The organism is Polaromonas sp. P3_B1 (assembly GCF_056402935.1).
In genome coordinates this window covers 114,384-131,793 of record NZ_JBFUGK010000002.1, presented here as the reverse complement: position 1 = coordinate 131,793, position 17,410 = coordinate 114,384, and the positions used below count along the sequence as shown (strand labels likewise).

The following is a 17,410-nucleotide window of genomic DNA, read 5'->3' as shown; positions in this document are numbered from 1 at the left end:
CCGGCACGGCTCAGTGCCCGGCGAAATCCACCAGCGTGAACAAGGGCAGGCCTGCGGCCCGCAGCTTCACCGACCCGCCCAGTTCGGGCAAGTCCACAATCGCCGCGCCCTCGGTCACCGTGGCACCCAGCTTCTCGAGCAGCTTCTTGCCGGCCATCATGGTGCCGCCGGTGGCGATCAGGTCGTCGATCAGCAAGACCCTGTCGCCCTGCTTCACGGCGTCGGTATGCAATTCCACCGTGGCGCTGCCGTATTCCAGCTCATAGGTTTCCTGCACCGTGGTGAAGGGCAGCTTGCCCTTCTTGCGTATCGGCACAAAGCCGACATTGAGCTCATAAGCCACTACCGCGCCCAGGATGAAGCCGCGCGCATCCAGGCCGGCCACCACGTCGGGGCGCAAGGCCGGGTCCATATAGCGGTGCACAAAGGCGTCAATGAGGACGCGAAAGACCTTGGGGTTTTGCAGCAGCGGTGTGATGTCGCGAAACTGCACGCCCGGCGCGGGCCAGTCCGGCACGGTGCGGATGTGGCTGCGAAGGAATTGGCTGACGGGCTGGTTTGGCATGGCACACACTTTCAGGAAAGGTCAGGGTCCCGGCTTGCCGCGAATGCGCACAGCACCGGCAAAATCCCCAGCAACAAGGCGGCGGGCAGCACCAGCAGCACAAGGCCGGCGGCGGCGGCGACGCCGCCCAGCAGCTTCAACAGGGACAACGACACAAAGGCCGCGACGAGTACCAGCGCGGCGAGGGCCAGCAAACCCAGCACCGCCAGGCCGGTGGCCGCCCAGCGCTGCGCCGGCGTTTGCAGGACCTGCTGCAAGCTGCTTCTCACGGAAAGCCCGTCAACCAGCAGCGCCGGCAGGAACACCCAGAGGCAGGGAGCCCAGATGGCGAACCATAAAAAAAGCGCAAAGGGACCCACGAGGTAAGCGGCAGCGGCCAAGGCCAGGATCACGGCCGCCAAGGGAACCGAGACCATAAAAATCCTGCCCACCGCGCTGGCCCAACCCGATGCCAGTTCTGAAAGCGGCACGCCGGGCCGCAGCGCCACGCGCCAGGCCAACAGGTAGACGGAACACAGGAAGAAGGCAAAAACGAACAGGGATAAAAACATGCCCACGACATCACGGGAACCCAGCCAGGCGGTGGCCAGGCTTTCCAGCGATGCCAGGCCGAGCCACAACGCGGGCCGTGCGAACAGCAGCCCCGTGCCCTGTTTGAGCCAGCGGGATGCCGCCTGCCATGCGCGATACCAATCGATGCCCGCCATGACAGCCTGCCTAGCCTTTGAGCAGCTTGTCTTCAGCCATCGCCAGCGCGGCGGACCGCCCCGACAGCACCAGCGTGTCGCCACCCTCCAGCCGTGTTTCGTCATCGGCCTGCTGCGTCTTGCCGTTGCTTCGCCGCAGGCTCACGACGCGCACCTCAAGCATCTGCAGTGCCAATGACGTCAGGGTTTTGCCGGTGGACCGGCTCCCGAGGGGCAAGGTCACGGTGGCAAGGCGCTCCTGCTCAAGCTCGTTGACGGTGTCGTCGTCGGCGCCGCGGAAATAGCCGCGCAGCAGGTTGTAGCGCGCGTCGCGCTGGTCCTGCACGACGCGGATCACGCGGCGCATGGGCACGCCCACCAGCGCGAGCGCATGGCTGGCGAGCATCAGGCTGCCCTCGATGGCTTCGGGCACGACCTCGGTGGCGCCGGCCGCCTGCAGCTTTTCCAGGTCATGGTCGTCCACGGTGCGCACGATGACCGGCACCGTGGGTGCATGGGCGCGCGTGTTGGCCAGCACCTTGAGGGCGCTGGCGGTGTCCAGGTAGGTGATGACCACCGCGCTGGCGCGCGCCAGGCCGGCGGCCATCAGGGCCTGCAGGCGCACGGCGTCGCCGAACACGACCGAGTCGCCCGCGGCGGCGGCCTGCCGCACGCGATCCGGGTCCAGGTCCAGCGCCAKGTACTGGATGCCTTCGCGCTCCAGCATGTGGCCCAGGTTCTGGCCGCAGCGGCCGTAACCGCAGATGATCACATGCTTGTTGGCGTTGATGGACTTGCGCGCGATGGTGGTCATCTGCAGCGATTGCTGCAACCATTCGCTGGAAACCAGCTTCATCACGATGCGGTTGCTGTACATGATGATGAAGGGCGTGGCCAGCATCGACAGCACCATGCTCGCCAAAATGGGGTTCAGCAAGGCCGGCGGCACCAGGCTGTTCTGCTGGGCCAGCGTGAGCAGCACAAAACCGAACTCACCGGCTTGCGCCAGGTAGAGCCCGGTGCGCAGCGAAACACCGGCGGTCGCGCCCAGCGAGCGGGCCAGCGCGGTGACGAGCACCAGCTTGAACACGACAGGCAGCGTCATCAGCAGCAACACCAGCGGCCAGCGCTCCAGCACCAGGCGCCAGTCGAGCAGCATGCCGATGCTGATGAAGAAGAGGCCCAGCAGCACATCGTGGAAAGGCCGGATGTCGGTCTCCACCTGGTGCTTGTATTCGGTTTCCGAGATGAGCATGCCGGCGATGAAGGCGCCCAGCGCCAGGCTGAGGCCGGCGCGCTCGGTCAGCCAGGCCAGCGCCAGCGTGACCAGCAGAAGATTGAGAACGAACAGCTCTTCGCTTTTGCGCCGCGCCACGATGGTGAGCCACCAGCGCATGATGCGCTGCCCGCCCGTCAGCAGCAGCCCCACCAGAACGGCGGCCTTCAGCCCGGCGATGGCCAGCGCCGTCAGGAGCGCGTCGGCAGGGGCCCCCAGGGCCGGGATCAGCACCAGCAGCGGCACCACGGCCAGATCCTGGAACAGCAGCACGCCCATGATGCGCTTGCCGTGCTCGGACTCCAGCTCGAGCCGCTCGGACAGCAGCTTCACGACGATGGCGGTGCTGCTCATGGCGATGGCGCCGGACAGCGCCAGCGCGGTCTGCCAGCCCATGGTCCAGAGGCTGGGCGCCATGCTGGCGAGGAAGAGCGAACCGACCGTGGCCAGCACGATGGTCAGGGCCACCTGCAGCAGCCCCAGTCCGAACACATGGCGCCGCATGGAGCGCAACTTGGGCAGGTTGAACTCCAGGCCGATCACGAACATCAGGAACACCACGCCGAACTCGCCCAGGTGGCGGACGCCGTCGGAGTTTTGCGCCAGCGCCAGCGCGTTGGGGCCGATGATCACGCCCACCGCAAGGTAGCCCAGCATGGGCGGCAGCTTGAGCGAACGGCATGCGACCACCCCCAGCACCGCGGCCAGCAGGTACAGCAGGGTCAGTTCAAGCGCGCTCATGCGTTGATGGTAGCCGAGGAAATTGGGGCGGCACGGGGCTTTGTGCGCCTCGATAGAATGCAGCCATGAACGCAGACCCCGTGAAACTGGATGCCGGGCAGGTGCTGAACCTGGCCCGCAAGACTTTTGAGATAGAAGCCGCCGCTGTCCTGGGTCTCGCGCAGCGCCTGGGCGCCGAGTTCGCCGAGGCTGTGGAACTCATACTCGCCTGCCGGGGCCGCGTGGTGGTCATGGGCATGGGCAAAAGCGGCCACATAGGCCGCAAGATCGCCGCCACGCTGGCGTCCACCGGCACTCCCGCCATGTTTGTGCATCCGGCGGAAGCCAGCCATGGTGACCTGGGCATGATCACCGGCCAGGACGTGGTGCTGGCGATTTCCAACAGCGGCGAGAGCGAGGAGCTCACGGTGATCCTGCCGGTGCTGAGCCGCCAGGGCGTGCCCATGATCGCCATCACCGGCGGCGCCCAGTCCGCGCTCGCGCGCCATGCGCGCGTCACGCTCGACAGCAGCGTCGCGCTGGAAGCCTGCCCCCTCAACCTGGCGCCCACGGCCAGCACCACGGCGCAGCTCGCCATGGGGGATGCACTGGCCGTCGCACTGCTCGACGTGCGCGGTTTCCGCGAAGAAGACTTTGCCCGCTCGCACCCCGGCGGCGCGCTGGGCCGCAAACTGCTCACGCATGTGAGCGACGTGATGCGCAGCGGCGACGCCGTGCCGCAGGTGCGGCCCGACACCAGCTTTAGCGACCTCATGCGCGAGATGAGCGCCAAGGGCCTGGGCGCTTCCGCCGTGGTCGACGGCGAGCGGCGCGTGCTCGGGATTTTTACCGACGGCGACCTGCGCCGCCTGGTCGAAAAAGGCGTGGACCTGCGCAGCAGCAAGGCCGGCGATGTGATGCATCCCGGCCCGCGCACCGTGCGGGCGGATTCGCTGGCCGTGGAAGCCGCCGCCCTGATGGAGCAATACCGCATCACCAGCGTGCTGGTGGTCGACGAGGCCGGCGTGCTGTGCGGCGCGCTCAACTCCAACGACCTCATGCGCGCGAAAGTTATCTGATGGATATGGCCCCCACGCTCGTCACTGCGTGTACTTCGCTGCCCCCCGAGGGGGCCGCTGCGCCTGCGGCCTGGCAAAGCCAGTTGCGCGGCCCTGGCTTGAAGGGACTGGTGCTTGCACCTGGCGCTTTGATATGGTTTTTGATCGGTTGCGCATGATGGTTGTGACGCCCGCCCTGAATTTTGCTCCCGAGCTGCTGCTGCGTGCCCAGGGCGTCAAGGTGGTGTTTTTCGACGTGGACGGTGTGCTCACCGATGGCGGCCTGTATTTCTCCGAATACCCGGAGGGCCATGCCCGGGCCCAGGCCGCTGGCGGCTACCGCGCCTCCGGCGAGATCATCAAGCGCTTCAACACCCTGGACGGCCACGGCCTGAAGTTGCTGCAGCGCGCCGGCATCACCCCGGTGGTGATCACCGGGCGGGACAGCGATGTACTGCGCGCGCGCCTGCAGGCCCTGGGCGTCACGCGTGCGTATTTCGGCACGGAAGACAAACGGCCCGCCGCCGAGGACACCCTGCAGGCCCTGGGCCTGGATTGGTCCGCCGCCGCCGCCATGGGCGATGACTGGCCGGACCTGCCGGTGATGTCCCGCGTGGCGATCAGCTGCGCACCTTCCAACGCGCACGTGGAAGTCCGGGCGCAGGCGCACCATGTCACGCAGGTGCTTGGCGGCCACGGCGCGGCGCGCGAGTTTTGCGACCTGCTGCTGATCGCAAGCGGGCGCTACGCGGAACTCCTCGAGGAATACCGCCAATGACAACCGCAACGCCGGCCCAGGGCGCCAGCCGCGCCGCCGCGCTCCCTCCGGTCAAGAGGGCGTGGCGCGGCCTTCTGCGCGTGTGGGACAGCATGGCCATCTACATGCCGCTGCTGATGATGGGTGCGCTGGCGCTGGGCACCTACTGGCTGGTGCGCAACACGCCCATCTTCAGCGCGCCGGAAGTGGCGCGGGAAGCAAGCCATGACATCGACTATTTCATGCGCAAGTTCACCGTCAAGACCTTTGACGAGAACGGGCAACTCAAGAGCGAAATCTACGGCATCGAGGCGCGGCATTTCCCCGACACCGACATCCTTGAGATCGACCAGGCAAAGATCCGCAGCATCCGCCCCGACGGCCGTATTACCACCGCCACGGCCAACCGCGCCTATTCCAACGGCGACGGTTCGGAAGTGCAGCTGACAGGCAATGCGCGGGTGATTCGGGACGCCAGCACGGACGCGAGCGGCAAGGAAACGCCGCGCATGGAATTCCGCGGCGAGTTCCTCCATGCTTTCCTGAACGACGAGCGCGTGAAATCCCACAAGCCCGTGTTGTTGATCCGCGGGACCGACCAGTTCGTCGGCGACACCTTCGCCTATGACAACCTGGACCAGGTCGCGGACCTCAAGGGCCGGGTCCATGGCATCCTGGTGCCCCGCTCCGCGGCAAGTGCGGCGAGCCTTCCGACATTGACTTTGCCGGCGGCACCCGCGCCGGCAAGCCCCGCCAAACCGGCCACGCCCTAGCGCGGCTTTCATCAACGGCCATCCATGTCCAGACTCGTATTCATCACCGGCGCCTCCAGCGGAATAGGCCAGGCGCTGGCCATGCGCTTTTATTCGGCGGGCTACCGGCTGGCGCTGGCCGCGCGGCGAACAGCCGAGGTGCAGGCCTGGGCCGAGGCCAGCAAGCTCAGCGCGGGTCGTTATCAGATTTACGGTGCAGACGTGGCCGACACCGACAGCATTGTTGCGGCCGGCCTGGCCTGCATCGCGGCGCAAGGTGTGCCTGACGTCGTGATCGCCAACGCCGGCATCAGCATCGGCATGGACACCGCCGTGCGATCAGACGTGGACGTGATGGCCCAAACCTTCGCGACCAACAACGTCGGTGTGGCGGCCACCTTTCATCCCTTCATGGCCGGCATGGTCGCGCGCGGCACCGGCACGCTGGTGGGCATTGGCAGTGTGGCGGGCATACGCGGCCTGCCAGGCCATGGCGCGTATTGCGCCAGCAAGGCGGCGGTCATCGCCTATTGCGAAAGCCTGCGCGGCGAATTGCGCCCCAGCGGCGTGAAGGTGGTGACGATCTGCCCGGGCTATATCGACACGCCGCTGACCCGCGAAAACCGCTATTCCATGCCTTTTCTGATGAAGGTCGAAACCTTCGCCGACAAGGCGTTCGCGACCATTCACGCCGGGCATAGCTACCGCGTGATTCCCTGGCAGATGGGCATGGTGGCAAAGCTGCTGCGTCTGCTGCCCAATGGGCTGTTTGACAAGATCGTGTCCGGACGGGCGCGCAAGCATCGCCAGGGTGAGCACTGAGGGGCGTTCTTTCGGGCCCTGAGCGGGCCGGGAACGCGTTCACAGAGGCCCGGAAAGCAAAAAGGCTTCAAAACCGAAGTCTTGAAGCCTTTTCAGCGCTCTTCAGCCGGGGCTGAAGAGAGGTTTAGCAGGGCTTAGTAGCCGCCGCGTCCACCACCACCACCGCCGCCGCCGGAACGGCCACCGCCGCTACCGCCACCGCCGTAAGGGCTGCGGAAACCGCCGTCGCTGCCGCCGCCGGAGCGGCCACCGCCGCCGTAACCGCCGCCGCCGCCACCACCACCGTAGCCGCCACCACCGCCGCCGCCGAAGCCGCCGCTACGGGGAGGACGTGCTTCCATGGGACGTGCTTCGTTCACGACGACGCTGCGGCCGCCCAGAGGCTGACCGTTCATGCCGTTGATAGCTGCCTGGGCTTCTGCATCGCTGCCCATTTCGACAAAGCCAAAGCCTTTGGAGCGACCGGTGTCGCGTTCCATCATGACTTTCGCGCTGGTGACAGCGCCGAATTGGCCAAAAGATTGTTGCAGGTCTTCGTCACGCACCGAGTAAGGCAGGTTGCCGACGTATAGTTTGTTGCCCATGAAGGGACTCCTCTAAATACACAAAAACAAAAGCGATGGGGTCCCGAAAGCACAACAAATCTTGAAACATACCGCTGTAGCGCGCGAAACTGACCGATCACCTAACTTGTGCGAGTGCTGGCACTCGCACCGGCATATTATGCTTCACTGGATCAAAACACAATCCACTAGCGTTAGTACCTAGGCCCCGCCAAGCCGCATGAACAGGGGTTTTCCGGCCATATGGGGGGGGCGCCAAAGCCGGATTTTTGCGGCAAAGGCCGCGGGCGGCGGTGCAATGCGGCAAGGCCACAGCAAATTCGCCGCGGAAAAAATGAAGCATAAAGACTGCTCCGCCAAGCCCGCCTCGCGGAAAAATGATCGGCGCGCTGGCGTTTAAAAAAATACGCCCCAGCTGATTTTCCAGCTAAGTTAGTGCATACATTGAAAAAATCGATGTAATAAAAACCCATAGCAGTCCGGATTTCCGGGTTTCTGAACTCGGTATGGTTGGCAGCGCCAACGCGAGGTACTTGTCGCTTGCGTAAATGCGGAAGGCAAGCGCAGCGTTGCCGGACTTTGTACCAACCCTGTGGAAATAGTTACACAAAATTGCATCCATGAAACGCGCTTTTCCGGCGATTTATGGGCCACAAGGACCAAGGCGGAGCGCTGAAGCTGGCCCCCAAGCTATCTCAACGGACGTCTTCAGCTTGCCCCGGCGCGCCCTGCTCCGCGCCGCCGGCGTAATGGCGCCAGCGTTTCATCGCCGCGCGCATGGTCAGGACCTGGTTTTCAAACTTGGGGCAGGCTTCGCAGGCCATCAAGTGCAGCTTGAGCGCGACGTGGTCCGGCAGGCTCAGCGCACGGTCCTCGCGCGCGATCAACAGCGCCGCGGCCTCCCGGCAGGTGCGTCGTAACAGGGCGACTTTGGGTTTCATGTCAGGGGGCGCCGGGCGATCAGGTGCTGGGTTTGCCGAACCAGTGGATATTGAGGCACTCCTGCAGGCGCAGGCGGGCCCGGTGCAACTGGACATACAGGTTGGTCGGCGTCAGCGAGAGTTCCTTACAGACTTCCTGCGAAGAAAGCTCCAGCCACTCGCGCATCAGGAACAGCCGGCCCAGCGCCGGCGGCAGGCGCTCCATGCAGGCGTCCAGCACCTGGAAGAACTGTGTTTGCTGCAAGGTCTGGTCGGGGTTGCCCCAGTCATTGGGCGTCTCCGTGAAGTGGCCGTCAGCCTTGAAGGACAAGCGGTCCAACTCGTCCCCCTCCTCGTCGGCCTGCGCATCGGGCACGGCCACCAGCCGGGCGTTGCTGCGGATCAAATCGATGACCTTGTGCTTGAGGATGCCGACCAGCCAGGTCTTGAGCTGCGAGCGGTTGCCAAAGGACTGGGGCTTGGACAGGGCCGCGAGCAGGGTTTCCGACACCGCGTCTTCCGCCCATTCATCATTGCGCAGCTGCAAGCGTGCAAAGCGAAGGAGGTAGAGCCGGTGCTCCACCAGCTGCTCTTCAAAAGTAGGCATGGCCGGAAGTCTAGCGGCAGGCGGCCGCAGCCGCTACCCATTGCTACCAGTTGACCTCGCGGTCGGGCGTCGCGCCGATGCGGTGCACGGAAAGGTCGGCGCCTTCGAACTCTTCTTCCTGGCTCAGTCGCAGGCCCATGGCGGCCTTGAGGGTGCCGTAAACCGCAAAGCCCGCCAGCAGCGCCCAGGCCACACCCATGGCGCTGCCTATGAGCTGCGCGCCAAAGCTCACACCGCCCAGCCCACCCAGTGCCTGGCTGCCGAAAATGCCGGCCGCGATGCCGCCCCACAAGCCGCACAGGCCGTGCAGCGGCCAGACACCGAGAACGTCGTCAATCTTCCATTTGTTTTGCGTCAGCGTGAACATCACGACGAAGACGCCGCCGGCCACGCCGCCCGTCACCAGTGCGCCCAGCGGATGCATCAGGTCGGAGCCCGCGCACACCGCCACCAGCCCGGCCAGCGGGCCGTTGTGCACAAACCCCGGGTCGTTCTTGCCGAAGGCCAGCGCCGCCAGCGTGCCGCCCACCATGGCCATCAGCGAATTGACGGCGACCAGGCCGGAAATCTTGGCTATGGTCTGCGCGCTCATGACGTTGAAGCCGAACCAGCCCACCGTCAGAATCCAGGCGCCCAGCGCCAGGAAAGGGATGTTGGACGGCGGATGGGCCGACACCGCGCCGTCCTTGCGATACCGGTTGCTGCGCGCACCCAGCAAAATCACCGCGGGCAATGCCAGCCAGCCGCCCACCGCGTGGACCACGATGGAGCCTGCGAAGTCATGGAATTCCGCGCCCGTCAGGGATTTGATCCAGGCCTGCACGCCGAAGTGCTGGTTCCAGACAATGCCCTCGAAGAAGGGGTAGACCAGGCCCACGATGACGGCCGTGGCGATCAGCTGCGGGTAAAAACGCGCACGCTCGGCGATGCCGCCCGAAATAATCGCCGGGATCGCGGCGGCAAAGGTCAGCAGGAAAAAGAACTTCACCAGTTCGTAGCCGTTTTTGGCGGCCAGCTGCTCCGCGCCTACGAAAAAATGCGTACCGTAGGCCACGCCGTAGCCCACCATGAAATAGACAACCGTGGACACCGAGAAGTCCACCAGGATCTTGACCAGCGCATTGACCTGGTTCTTTTTGCGAACCGTGCCCAGTTCCAGAAAGGCAAAACCGGCATGCATGGCCAGCACCATGATGCCGCCCAGCAGAATGAACAAGGCGTCCGAGCCCTGTTTTAGTGCTTCCATAAGTCCCTCTTCAGATGAAATTTGGTCTAAATGCGATTTGTTGGTGCGTAATCCCGCGAAATTCCGGATTCGCACCAAATACAAGCAAGAAATGCGCCGCAAACGTGCGGTCGGCGCTGACGTGCACCAATTTCTGCTTTCAGAAAGGGTGGGGGAGCGGCGGCTACAATGCAGACTGTCATTGGGGAGTAGCCAGCCTTTCAATCCTGAAAGGGGCTTGCGTCAACAGACTTGTCCTATAGAACCTGTTCTTGGACATGGCGCAAGCGGTCTTCGGATCACGCGAGACCTTTGACTGCACAGCCTCCGCTTCAGGCCGGGGATGCCGTGCAGTCATGGGTTTCATCCGGCCGGAGTCTTTTTGAATGGAAGCTTTCCTCGTCTCCACGGGTATCGTCGCCCTCGCCGAAATGGGCGACAAGACGCAACTCCTCGCCCTCATCCTCGCTGCCCGCTTCAAGAAGCCCTGGCCCATCGTCGCCGGCATCCTGGTCGCGACCTTGGTCAACCACGCGCTGGCCGGCGCGGCCGGTGCCTGGATCACCACGCTGATCGGGCCGCAAATGCTGCGCTGGATCCTGGGCGTGTCCTTCCTCGCCATGGCGGCCTGGATGCTGGTGCCCGACAAGATCGAGGCAGACGAGGACGGGAAACCGCCGCGCTTCGGCGTGTTCTTCACCACCGTGCTGGTCTTCTTCCTCGCTGAAATGGGCGACAAGACGCAGATCGCCACTGTCATGCTGGCCGCACGCTATGACGCCATCGTCAGCGTGGTCGCGGGCACCACGCTGGGCATGATGCTGGCCAACGCACCGGTGGTCTGGCTGGGCGAGCGCGTGACGCGTCTTGTGCCGCTGCGGGCTGTGCATATCGTGTCAGCGCTGATCTTTGCAGGGCTGGGGCTGGCTGCGCTGCTACTGGCGTAGAACTGGCGCAATCGTTGAGGAGGCTCTTCAAGCCAGCATGGGCCGCGGAACCGGCTTTGCCGGGCCGCAGGCGGGCGGCCCCCACGGGGCGCAGGGAGTTACGCGAAGCGAACGACCGTGGGGGCCACATCCATCGGGGTATACTTCCCCTCAGCGCCGATTTGCTCAGCTTGCGGGCGCTTAAAAAGTACAGCTAAAGACGACCTCCAGCAAACCCGGACTCGCTTTAGCGACGCCGGGTTTTTTGTTTTCTGCAGGTGATTTTTTGACACTGATTGCCACCCCGCTCAGCATGCATTTTGCAGAGGCGCTGCCTCTGCAGAGCGGCGCGTCGATACGCGCCTACGACCTGAGCTATGAAACCTACGGCGAACTCAACGCCGACAAGTCCAATGCCGTGCTGATCTGCCACGCGCTCAATGCCTCCCACCATGTGGCGGGCGTCTACCTCGATGCGCAGGGCCAGCCCATAGAGAAGTCCGAAGGCTGGTGGGACACCATGATCGGCCCCGGCAAGCCGGTGGACACCAACCGCTTTTTCGTGATCGGCGTCAACAACCTGGGCTCCTGCTTCGGCTCCACCGGCCCCATGCAACCCAACCCCGATACGCAAGAGCTCTACGGCGCCGATTTCCCCGTCGTCACGGTGCAGGACTGGGTCAGCGCACAAGCCCGCCTGCTGGACCGCCTGGGCATACGGACCCTGGCCGCCGTGATGGGCGGCAGCCTGGGCGGCATGCAGGCCCTGGCCTGGACGCTGCAATATCCGGACCGCGTGCGCCACGCCGTGGTCGTGGCCAGCGCGCCCAACCTCACGGCCGAGAACATCGCCTTCAACGAAGTGGCCCGGCGCGCCATCGTGACCGATCCGGACTTTCATGGCGGCCACTTCTACAGGCACGGCGTGCTGCCCAAGCGCGGCCTGCGCATCGCCCGCATGATCGGCCACATCACTTACTTGAGCGACGACGTGATGAATGAGAAGTTCGGGCGCCAGTTGCGTGAGCTCACAGCCATTCATGAGACAGGCTACAAGTTCACCACCCAGGAAGTGGAGTTCGAGATCGAAAGCTACCTGCGCTACCAGGGCGACAAATTCGCCGAGTATTTCGATGCCAACACCTATTTGTTGATCACGCGCGCGCTCGATTACTTTGATCCGGCCAAGGCCTTCGGGGGTGATCTCAGCGAAGCACTCAAAGTCGCAACTGCCAAATTCCTTTTGGTGAGCTTCACCACCGACTGGCGCTTTTCCCCAGCGCGCAGCCGTGAAATCGTCAAGGCCCTGCTCGACAACCAGCGCGACGTGAGCTACGCCGAAATCGACGCGCCGCACGGCCACGATGCCTTCCTGCTGGAGGATGAGCGCTACCTCGGTGTCGTGCGTTCCTATTTCCAGAGCAAGGTGGCCGCATGAACCCCGTTGTCGACCTCGATGTGCCGCCTTCGGCCGACCTGCTGTCCATCGCCCGCCTGGTGCCGCACGGCTCCCGCGTGCTCGACCTGGGCTGTGGTACCGGCGAGTTGCTGGACTACCTGATCCGCGAGCGCGGCTGTTCGGGCTACGGCGTCGAAATCAACGACGCCAATGTGCAGGCCTGTGTGGCGCGCGGCGTCAACGTGATACAGCTCAACCTTGAAGAAGGCTTGGCGCTGTTCGGCGACAGCTCGTTCGACGTGGTGCTGCAGATAGACACCCTGCAGCACCTGCACAACGCTGAAACCATGCTGCGTGAAACCGCGCGCGTGGGCCGCGCCGGCATCGTCGTGTTTCCCAACTTCGGCCACTGGCCCAATCGCCTGGCCGTCGCCCGCGGCCGCATGCCGGTGACCAAGGTGCTGCCCTACCAGTGGTACGACACGCCCAATATCCGCGTAGGAACGCTGCAGGATTTTGAAGCACTGGCGCTGCAGAACCAGCTGAAAATTCTCGACGCCTTCGGCTTGCAGGACGGCCGTGAAGTCCGCTTCTGGCCGAATGCCCGGGCCAGCCGGGCGGTGTTCAAGTTCCAGCGAGAGTAGCGCTGGCGTTGCCGTTGCGACGTGTTCAAAAGCTGCCAAAAGCACACTTTCAGCACAATTCGGCGAATTGTCTTGTAACGTTCATCACTTTATGAGATATTTGCTTCATGAGCGATTGGCTGATCCTTACTGCGACGCTGCCGACCACGCCTAGCGGTCTGCGGGTTCGGGTATGGCGTGCGCTCAAGACGACCGGTGCGGGAACGCTTCGAGAGGGGGTCTATGTCCTTCCGGCCACCGCGCCTTCTGCCCTTGCTCTGCGGGAGCTCGCCAAGACGATTGCCGACGCTGGCGCCGATGCCCACCTGCTCGAATTGCGCGCGCGCGATGACGCTCAGGAGCAGGCGTTCCGGGCTTTGTTCGACCGCTCCGAGCACTATGCGGAACTGTTGCAGGCCGTGAAGGATGCCCGCAAGGGCATAGTGGCGGCCAGCGAAACGGAGCTCCACAAGACACTGCGCAGCCTTGAGCAGCAGTTGCAGCAGATCCAGGCAAGCGATTTCTTCCCCGCCAAGGAAGGCGCCCTATGTGTCGATGCGGTTTTGGCTCTGCGACGCGAGATTGAACTTCACCTCTCACCGGACGAGCCCTCGCCGACAAAGGCTGTTGTCCCCTCGCTTTCCATCAAAGACTACCAAGGCCGCACCTGGGCCACCCGCAAGCGCCCGTGGGTGGACCGCCTCGCCACCGCCTGGCTGGTCAGCCGCTTCATCGACAAGTCGCCGAACTTCATCTGGCTGGCGGATCCGAAGAAGTGCCCTAAACAGGCGCTCGGCTACGACTTCGACGGAGCGGCTTTCACGCACGTGGGGGAGCTGGTGACTTTCGAGGTCGTCGCCAGGAGTTTCGGCCTTGACGAGAAGCCTGCCCTGGCGCGGCTCGGGCAGCTCGTGCATTACATCGACGTCGGGGGCGTGCCGCTCGACGAAGCGCCAGGCATCGAAATGATCGTTCGTGGCTTGCAAGCGCAATACGCAGACGACGACCAGCTGCTAGAAGCCGCGTTCGCCTTTTTTGACACCCTGCACGCCGCTTTGAAGGCTGCCAAATGACAACGCATACCCTCGACCAGACCGCCCCCGAACCGATCACCCGGGGACAGGCGTTCTCCTTCTGGCTGAAGCTGGGTTTTATCAGCTTCGGCGGGCCTGCCGGGCAGATCGCCATCATGCATGAGGAGCTTGTGGAGCGCCGGCGCTGGATCTCCGAGAACCGGTTTCTGCACGCGCTCAATTACTGCATGCTGCTGCCCGGCCCGGAGGCGCAGCAGCTTGCGACCTACATCGGGTGGTTGATGCACCGGACGTGGGGCGGCATTGTCGCCGGCGGGCTGTTCGTCCTGCCGTCGCTGTTCATCCTGGTTGCGCTGTCCTGGGTCTACATGGCTTTCGGTCACGTCCCGGCCATCGCGGGCCTGTTCTACGGCATCAAGCCTGCGGTCACCGCACTGGTGGTACATGCCGCGTACCGGGTTGGCTCCCGCGCCCTCAAAAACGGCTGGTTATGGGGCATCGCAGCCGCGGCGTTTGTCTCCATCTTTGCATTCAACATACCCTTCCCGTTGATCGTGCTCGCGGCGGGCACCATCGGCTACTTCGGCGGGAAGTACGCACCCGACAAGTTCAAGACCGGCGGCCACGGCGCTTCCACCAAGCAGTTCGGCCCGGCCCTCATTGATGACCACACGCCCACACCCGCCCATGCGCTCTTCACCTGGAAGCGCGTCAGGCAAGTGCTGGTCGTCTGCCTGGGCCTGTGGGCAGCCGTCATTGCGGCACTTACGGCTGCATATGGGTGGGACGCGGTACTCACGCAAATGGCGTGGTTCTTCACCAAGGCCGCGCTGCTGACCTTTGGCGGCGCTTACGCGGTATTGCCGTACGTCTATCAGGGCGCGGTGGACCACTATCAGTGGCTCACCGCCCCCCAGATGATTGACGGTCTGGCGCTAGGCGAGACCACACCGGGTCCCCTCATCATGGTCGTTGCGTTCGTCGGCTTCGTTGGTGGCTGGACAAAGGCTATTTTCGGTCCGGAATCGCTGTTTCTGGCCGGGGCCGTCGCGGCGACGGTGGTCACGTTCTTCACTTTCCTGCCGTCCTTCTTCTTCATCCTGCTCGGCGGGCCTTTCATCGAGTCCACGCACGGCAACCTGAAATTCACGGCCCCGCTGACTGGCATCACAGCCGCCGTAGTGGGGGTGATCTTGAATCTCGCGGTGTTCTTTGCCTACCACGTGCTCTGGCCCCAAGGTCTCTCCGGCCGTCTCGAGTGGGCTTCAGCCGTCATCGGGGTAGCGGCCGCCGTGGCGCTGTTCCGCTTCAAAGTTGGCGTCATTCCCGTCGTGCTGACCTCCGGCATCATCGGATTGGCGCTGCGACTCGGCAACATTATTTAAGGACCCCTATGGACGCTCTGATCCACGACCTCCCCTTCGACCCTGCCGGCGTGAAAGGTCTTTCGGAAAGGCTGCTGCGCAGCCACCACCAGAACAACTACACCGGTGCCGTCAAGCGACTGAATGCCATCCGTGGCCGGCTCCGGGAGATGCCTTTTGCGACTGCGGCCGGCTTCGACCTGAACGGGCTCAAGCGCGAGGAACTCATCGCCACAAACTCCATGCTGCTTCACGAACTGTACTTCGACTGCCTCGGCGCCACCGGCGAACCGATGACACCCGCGGCGGTGCTCGCGCTGCAATCGAATTTCGGCAGCGTTGAACGATGGCGCGAGGAGTTCGTCGCGATGGGCAAAGCCCTGGCCGGTGGCTCCGGCTGGGTGCTGCTGGTATTCCAGCCGCGCGAAGGAACCCTTGTGAACCAGTGGGCCGCAGACCACACGCACGCGGTGGCGGGTGGTATCCCCATCCTGGCACTCGACATGTACGAGCACGCCTACCACCTGGATTTCGGCGCGGCCGCCGGGCAGTATGTGGACGCCTTTATGGAGAACATCAACTGGACGCGCGTGTACGAGCGCTACCAGGCCGCAGTGGAGGCTTCAAGCGAACCGTTCGCAGCCACCGCGGACGATCTCGCCGGCGCTCACGTTCTGGACGTCCGCCGCGCAGGGGTCTTCGATCAGGCAGACGCCCTCATCCCCGGTGCGCAGTGGCGAGACCCGGCCCAAGTGAGCGCTTGGTCAGCACAGTTGCCCAAGGACAAGCCGGTGATGGTCTACTGCGTATACGGACACGAAGTCGGGCGCTCCACAGCCATGCGACTGCGCGCGGCAGGAGTCGATGCCAGGTTCCTGAGTGGCGGTATTGACGGCTGGAAAGCGGCAGGCCGGCCGCTCGCGGCAAAGCAAACCTGAGGAGTGATTGCCAGCGGAAATGCGCGTTGCCGGTTGCACGCGTGAGCGTTCAAGGAGCTGATCATGCCCAGGCCTTCCGTCGCATTGCTATATCCCGGCGATCGCGCCATGCGGGACCGTGCGGATCCAGCTGAAAGCCGCTTTGCCGCTTTGTTCGAGGCGTTTGCAAGCGCTGGAGTGACCGCCGTCCCGGCTGTGTACAACGACGCCTTCGCCGGGGAAGTGGAGGCGCAGTTGCGCGACTGTCGCCTTGTGCTGACTTGGTGCAACCCTATCGAAGGAGGACGAAGGCGGGATGTCCTGGATGCGATGCTGCGACGGGTTGCCGATTCGGGGGTGGTGGTCAGCGCACACCCGGAGACCATCCTGAAGCTGGGAACCAAGGACGTCTTGTTCCATACGCGCGATCTTCCGTTCGGCAGTGACATTTACCGAATGGAAAGCCTTAAGCAACTCGAGGAGGAATTGCCGGAACGATTGCACCAGGGCCCTCGGGTGCTCAAGCAGTACCGGGGGCATAGCGGCATCGGTGTTTGGCGCGTGGAACTGGTTGGCCCCATTGCCGCACCCGCGTGCCTGCGCGTGCGCCACGCCCAGCGTGGCAGCGACGAGGAGTTGATGGAACTTCCGGCGCTTTTGGCCAGAATGGCTCCGTACTTCGAGCCCGCGAATGGTGGACACATGATCGACCAGGCATGGCAACCGCGTTTGGTGGAAGGCATGGTTCGGGCCTATCTGGTGGAGGACCGAGTCGAGGGGTTCGGGCACCAGTCGGTGAACGCGCTCTATCCCGCAACAGCTGAAGCGCCGGCCCCTGCACCCGGCCCCAGGCTGTACCACGCTGCGGACGCACCGCAATTCCAGTTCTTGAAGGAACGTCTTGAGGCTGAATGGGTCGAATTGCTGCGTGCACGCGTCGGCCTTTCGCGCGAGCAACTTCCTTTCCTCTGGGACTGCGACTTTATGTTCGGTGAGCCTCTGGTCGACGCCTCTGAGCACTATGTGCTTTGCGAGATTAACGTCAGCAGCGTAGCGCCGTTCCCGGACTCCGCAATCCAGCCACTGGTTTTGGCCGTGCAAAGTCGTTTAGAGCAGATTTGATCGCATGTCGGCGGCCTGTCTGCCTGGCTTGAACGCCATGCTGGCCGCGGGTACGCCGCGCGCCGGGCGCGGTA

The 17,410-nt window shown here is 64.0% G+C and carries 18 protein-coding genes and 1 riboswitch; of the genes, 11 read left to right on the top strand and 7 right to left on the bottom strand.

The window, feature by feature from the left end:
- Positions 1–10 precede the first annotated feature (10 nt).
- Genes AC1DXS_RS02025 through AC1DXS_RS02015 form a run of 3 tightly spaced genes read right to left on the bottom strand, consistent with a single transcriptional unit; the run spans position 11 to position 3,268 of the window.
- A complete protein-coding gene (locus AC1DXS_RS02025) occupies positions 11–565 on the bottom strand; it encodes an adenine phosphoribosyltransferase (protein ID WP_477735916.1) in 555 nt (184 codons plus the stop codon).
- 11 nt (positions 566–576) lie between these two features.
- Entirely contained in the window at positions 577–1,272 is a 696-nt protein-coding gene (locus AC1DXS_RS02020; RefSeq protein ID WP_477735915.1) for a hypothetical protein, read from the bottom strand.
- Between the two features lie 10 nt (positions 1,273–1,282).
- A complete protein-coding gene (locus AC1DXS_RS02015) occupies positions 1,283–3,268 on the bottom strand; it encodes a monovalent cation:proton antiporter family protein (protein ID WP_477735914.1) in 1,986 nt (661 codons plus the stop codon).
- Positions 3,269–3,333: 65 nt separating this feature from the next.
- Here AC1DXS_RS02015 and AC1DXS_RS02010 point away from each other — a divergent pair, with 65 nt between their 5' ends.
- The 4 genes from AC1DXS_RS02010 to AC1DXS_RS01995 all read left to right on the top strand — a co-directional run bounded on the left by AC1DXS_RS02010 (position 3,334) and on the right by AC1DXS_RS01995 (position 6,636).
- Positions 3,334–4,326, top strand: a complete 993-nt coding sequence (locus tag AC1DXS_RS02010) for a KpsF/GutQ family sugar-phosphate isomerase (protein WP_477735913.1) — start codon at positions 3,334–3,336, stop codon at positions 4,324–4,326.
- Positions 4,327–4,480: 154 nt separating this feature from the next.
- A complete protein-coding gene (locus AC1DXS_RS02005) occupies positions 4,481–5,083 on the top strand; it encodes a KdsC family phosphatase (RefSeq protein WP_477735912.1) in 603 nt (200 codons plus the stop codon).
- Complete coding sequence (lptC, locus tag AC1DXS_RS02000) at positions 5,080–5,835, top strand: LPS export ABC transporter periplasmic protein LptC (protein WP_477735911.1); 756 nt, start codon at positions 5,080–5,082, stop codon at positions 5,833–5,835. The genes AC1DXS_RS02005 and lptC overlap by 4 nt, the downstream gene beginning before the upstream one ends.
- Before the next feature lie 24 nt (positions 5,836–5,859).
- Positions 5,860–6,636 (top strand): SDR family oxidoreductase, encoded by a 777-nt coding sequence (locus AC1DXS_RS01995; RefSeq protein WP_477735910.1) that lies wholly within the window; start codon positions 5,860–5,862, stop codon positions 6,634–6,636.
- Between the two features lie 134 nt (positions 6,637–6,770).
- Here AC1DXS_RS01995 and AC1DXS_RS01990 read toward each other — a convergent pair whose 3' ends face one another.
- The 4 genes from AC1DXS_RS01990 to AC1DXS_RS01975 all read right to left on the bottom strand — a co-directional run bounded on the left by AC1DXS_RS01990 (position 6,771) and on the right by AC1DXS_RS01975 (position 9,972).
- The gene (locus AC1DXS_RS01990) at positions 6,771–7,220 is read right to left on the bottom strand and encodes an RNA recognition motif domain-containing protein (protein ID WP_477735909.1); all 450 of its coding nucleotides are present in this window, start codon (positions 7,218–7,220) and stop codon (positions 6,771–6,773) included.
- Between the two features lie 674 nt (positions 7,221–7,894).
- Positions 7,895–8,140 (bottom strand): zf-HC2 domain-containing protein, encoded by a 246-nt coding sequence (locus AC1DXS_RS01985; RefSeq protein WP_477735908.1) that lies wholly within the window; start codon positions 8,138–8,140, stop codon positions 7,895–7,897.
- Positions 8,141–8,159: 19 nt separating this feature from the next.
- Positions 8,160–8,726, bottom strand: a complete 567-nt coding sequence (locus AC1DXS_RS01980) for a sigma-70 family RNA polymerase sigma factor (protein ID WP_074580190.1) — start codon at positions 8,724–8,726, stop codon at positions 8,160–8,162.
- Positions 8,727–8,769: 43 nt separating this feature from the next.
- Positions 8,770–9,972 (bottom strand): ammonium transporter, encoded by a 1,203-nt coding sequence (locus tag AC1DXS_RS01975; protein ID WP_477735907.1) that lies wholly within the window; start codon positions 9,970–9,972, stop codon positions 8,770–8,772.
- 171 nt (positions 9,973–10,143) lie between these two features.
- A riboswitch (yybP-ykoY riboswitch) is annotated at positions 10,144–10,332 on the top strand.
- Positions 10,333–10,337: 5 nt separating this feature from the next.
- On the opposite strand from AC1DXS_RS01975, the gene AC1DXS_RS01970 reads away from it, so the two are divergent.
- The 7 genes from AC1DXS_RS01970 (at position 10,338) to AC1DXS_RS01940 (ending at position 17,336) form a co-directional block, all read left to right on the top strand.
- Positions 10,338–10,898, top strand: a complete 561-nt coding sequence (locus AC1DXS_RS01970) for a TMEM165/GDT1 family protein (protein ID WP_477735906.1) — start codon at positions 10,338–10,340, stop codon at positions 10,896–10,898.
- Between the two features lie 265 nt (positions 10,899–11,163).
- Positions 11,164–12,315: a homoserine O-succinyltransferase MetX gene (gene metX / locus AC1DXS_RS01965; protein WP_477735905.1), complete on the top strand. Its 1,152-nt coding sequence runs from the start codon at positions 11,164–11,166 to the stop codon at positions 12,313–12,315.
- Entirely contained in the window at positions 12,312–12,920 is a 609-nt protein-coding gene (gene metW, locus AC1DXS_RS01960) for a methionine biosynthesis protein MetW (RefSeq protein ID WP_477735904.1), read from the top strand. Before metX ends, metW begins: the two co-directional genes overlap by 4 nt.
- 107 nt (positions 12,921–13,027) lie before the next feature.
- Complete coding sequence (locus AC1DXS_RS01955; protein ID WP_477735903.1) at positions 13,028–13,972, top strand: chromate resistance protein ChrB domain-containing protein; 945 nt, start codon at positions 13,028–13,030, stop codon at positions 13,970–13,972.
- On the top strand, positions 13,969–15,318 hold the full coding sequence (chrA, locus tag AC1DXS_RS01950) for a chromate efflux transporter (RefSeq protein ID WP_477735902.1): 1,350 nt from the start codon (positions 13,969–13,971) through the stop codon (positions 15,316–15,318). The genes AC1DXS_RS01955 and chrA overlap by 4 nt, the downstream gene beginning before the upstream one ends.
- Positions 15,319–15,326: 8 nt before the next feature.
- Entirely contained in the window at positions 15,327–16,235 is a 909-nt protein-coding gene (locus AC1DXS_RS01945; protein ID WP_477735901.1) for a Fe-Mn family superoxide dismutase, read from the top strand.
- Positions 16,236–16,298: 63 nt separating this feature from the next.
- The gene (locus AC1DXS_RS01940; RefSeq protein WP_477735900.1) at positions 16,299–17,336 is read left to right on the top strand and encodes a Cj0069 family protein; all 1,038 of its coding nucleotides are present in this window, start codon (positions 16,299–16,301) and stop codon (positions 17,334–17,336) included.
- The last annotated feature ends 74 nt before the right edge of the window (positions 17,337–17,410 follow it).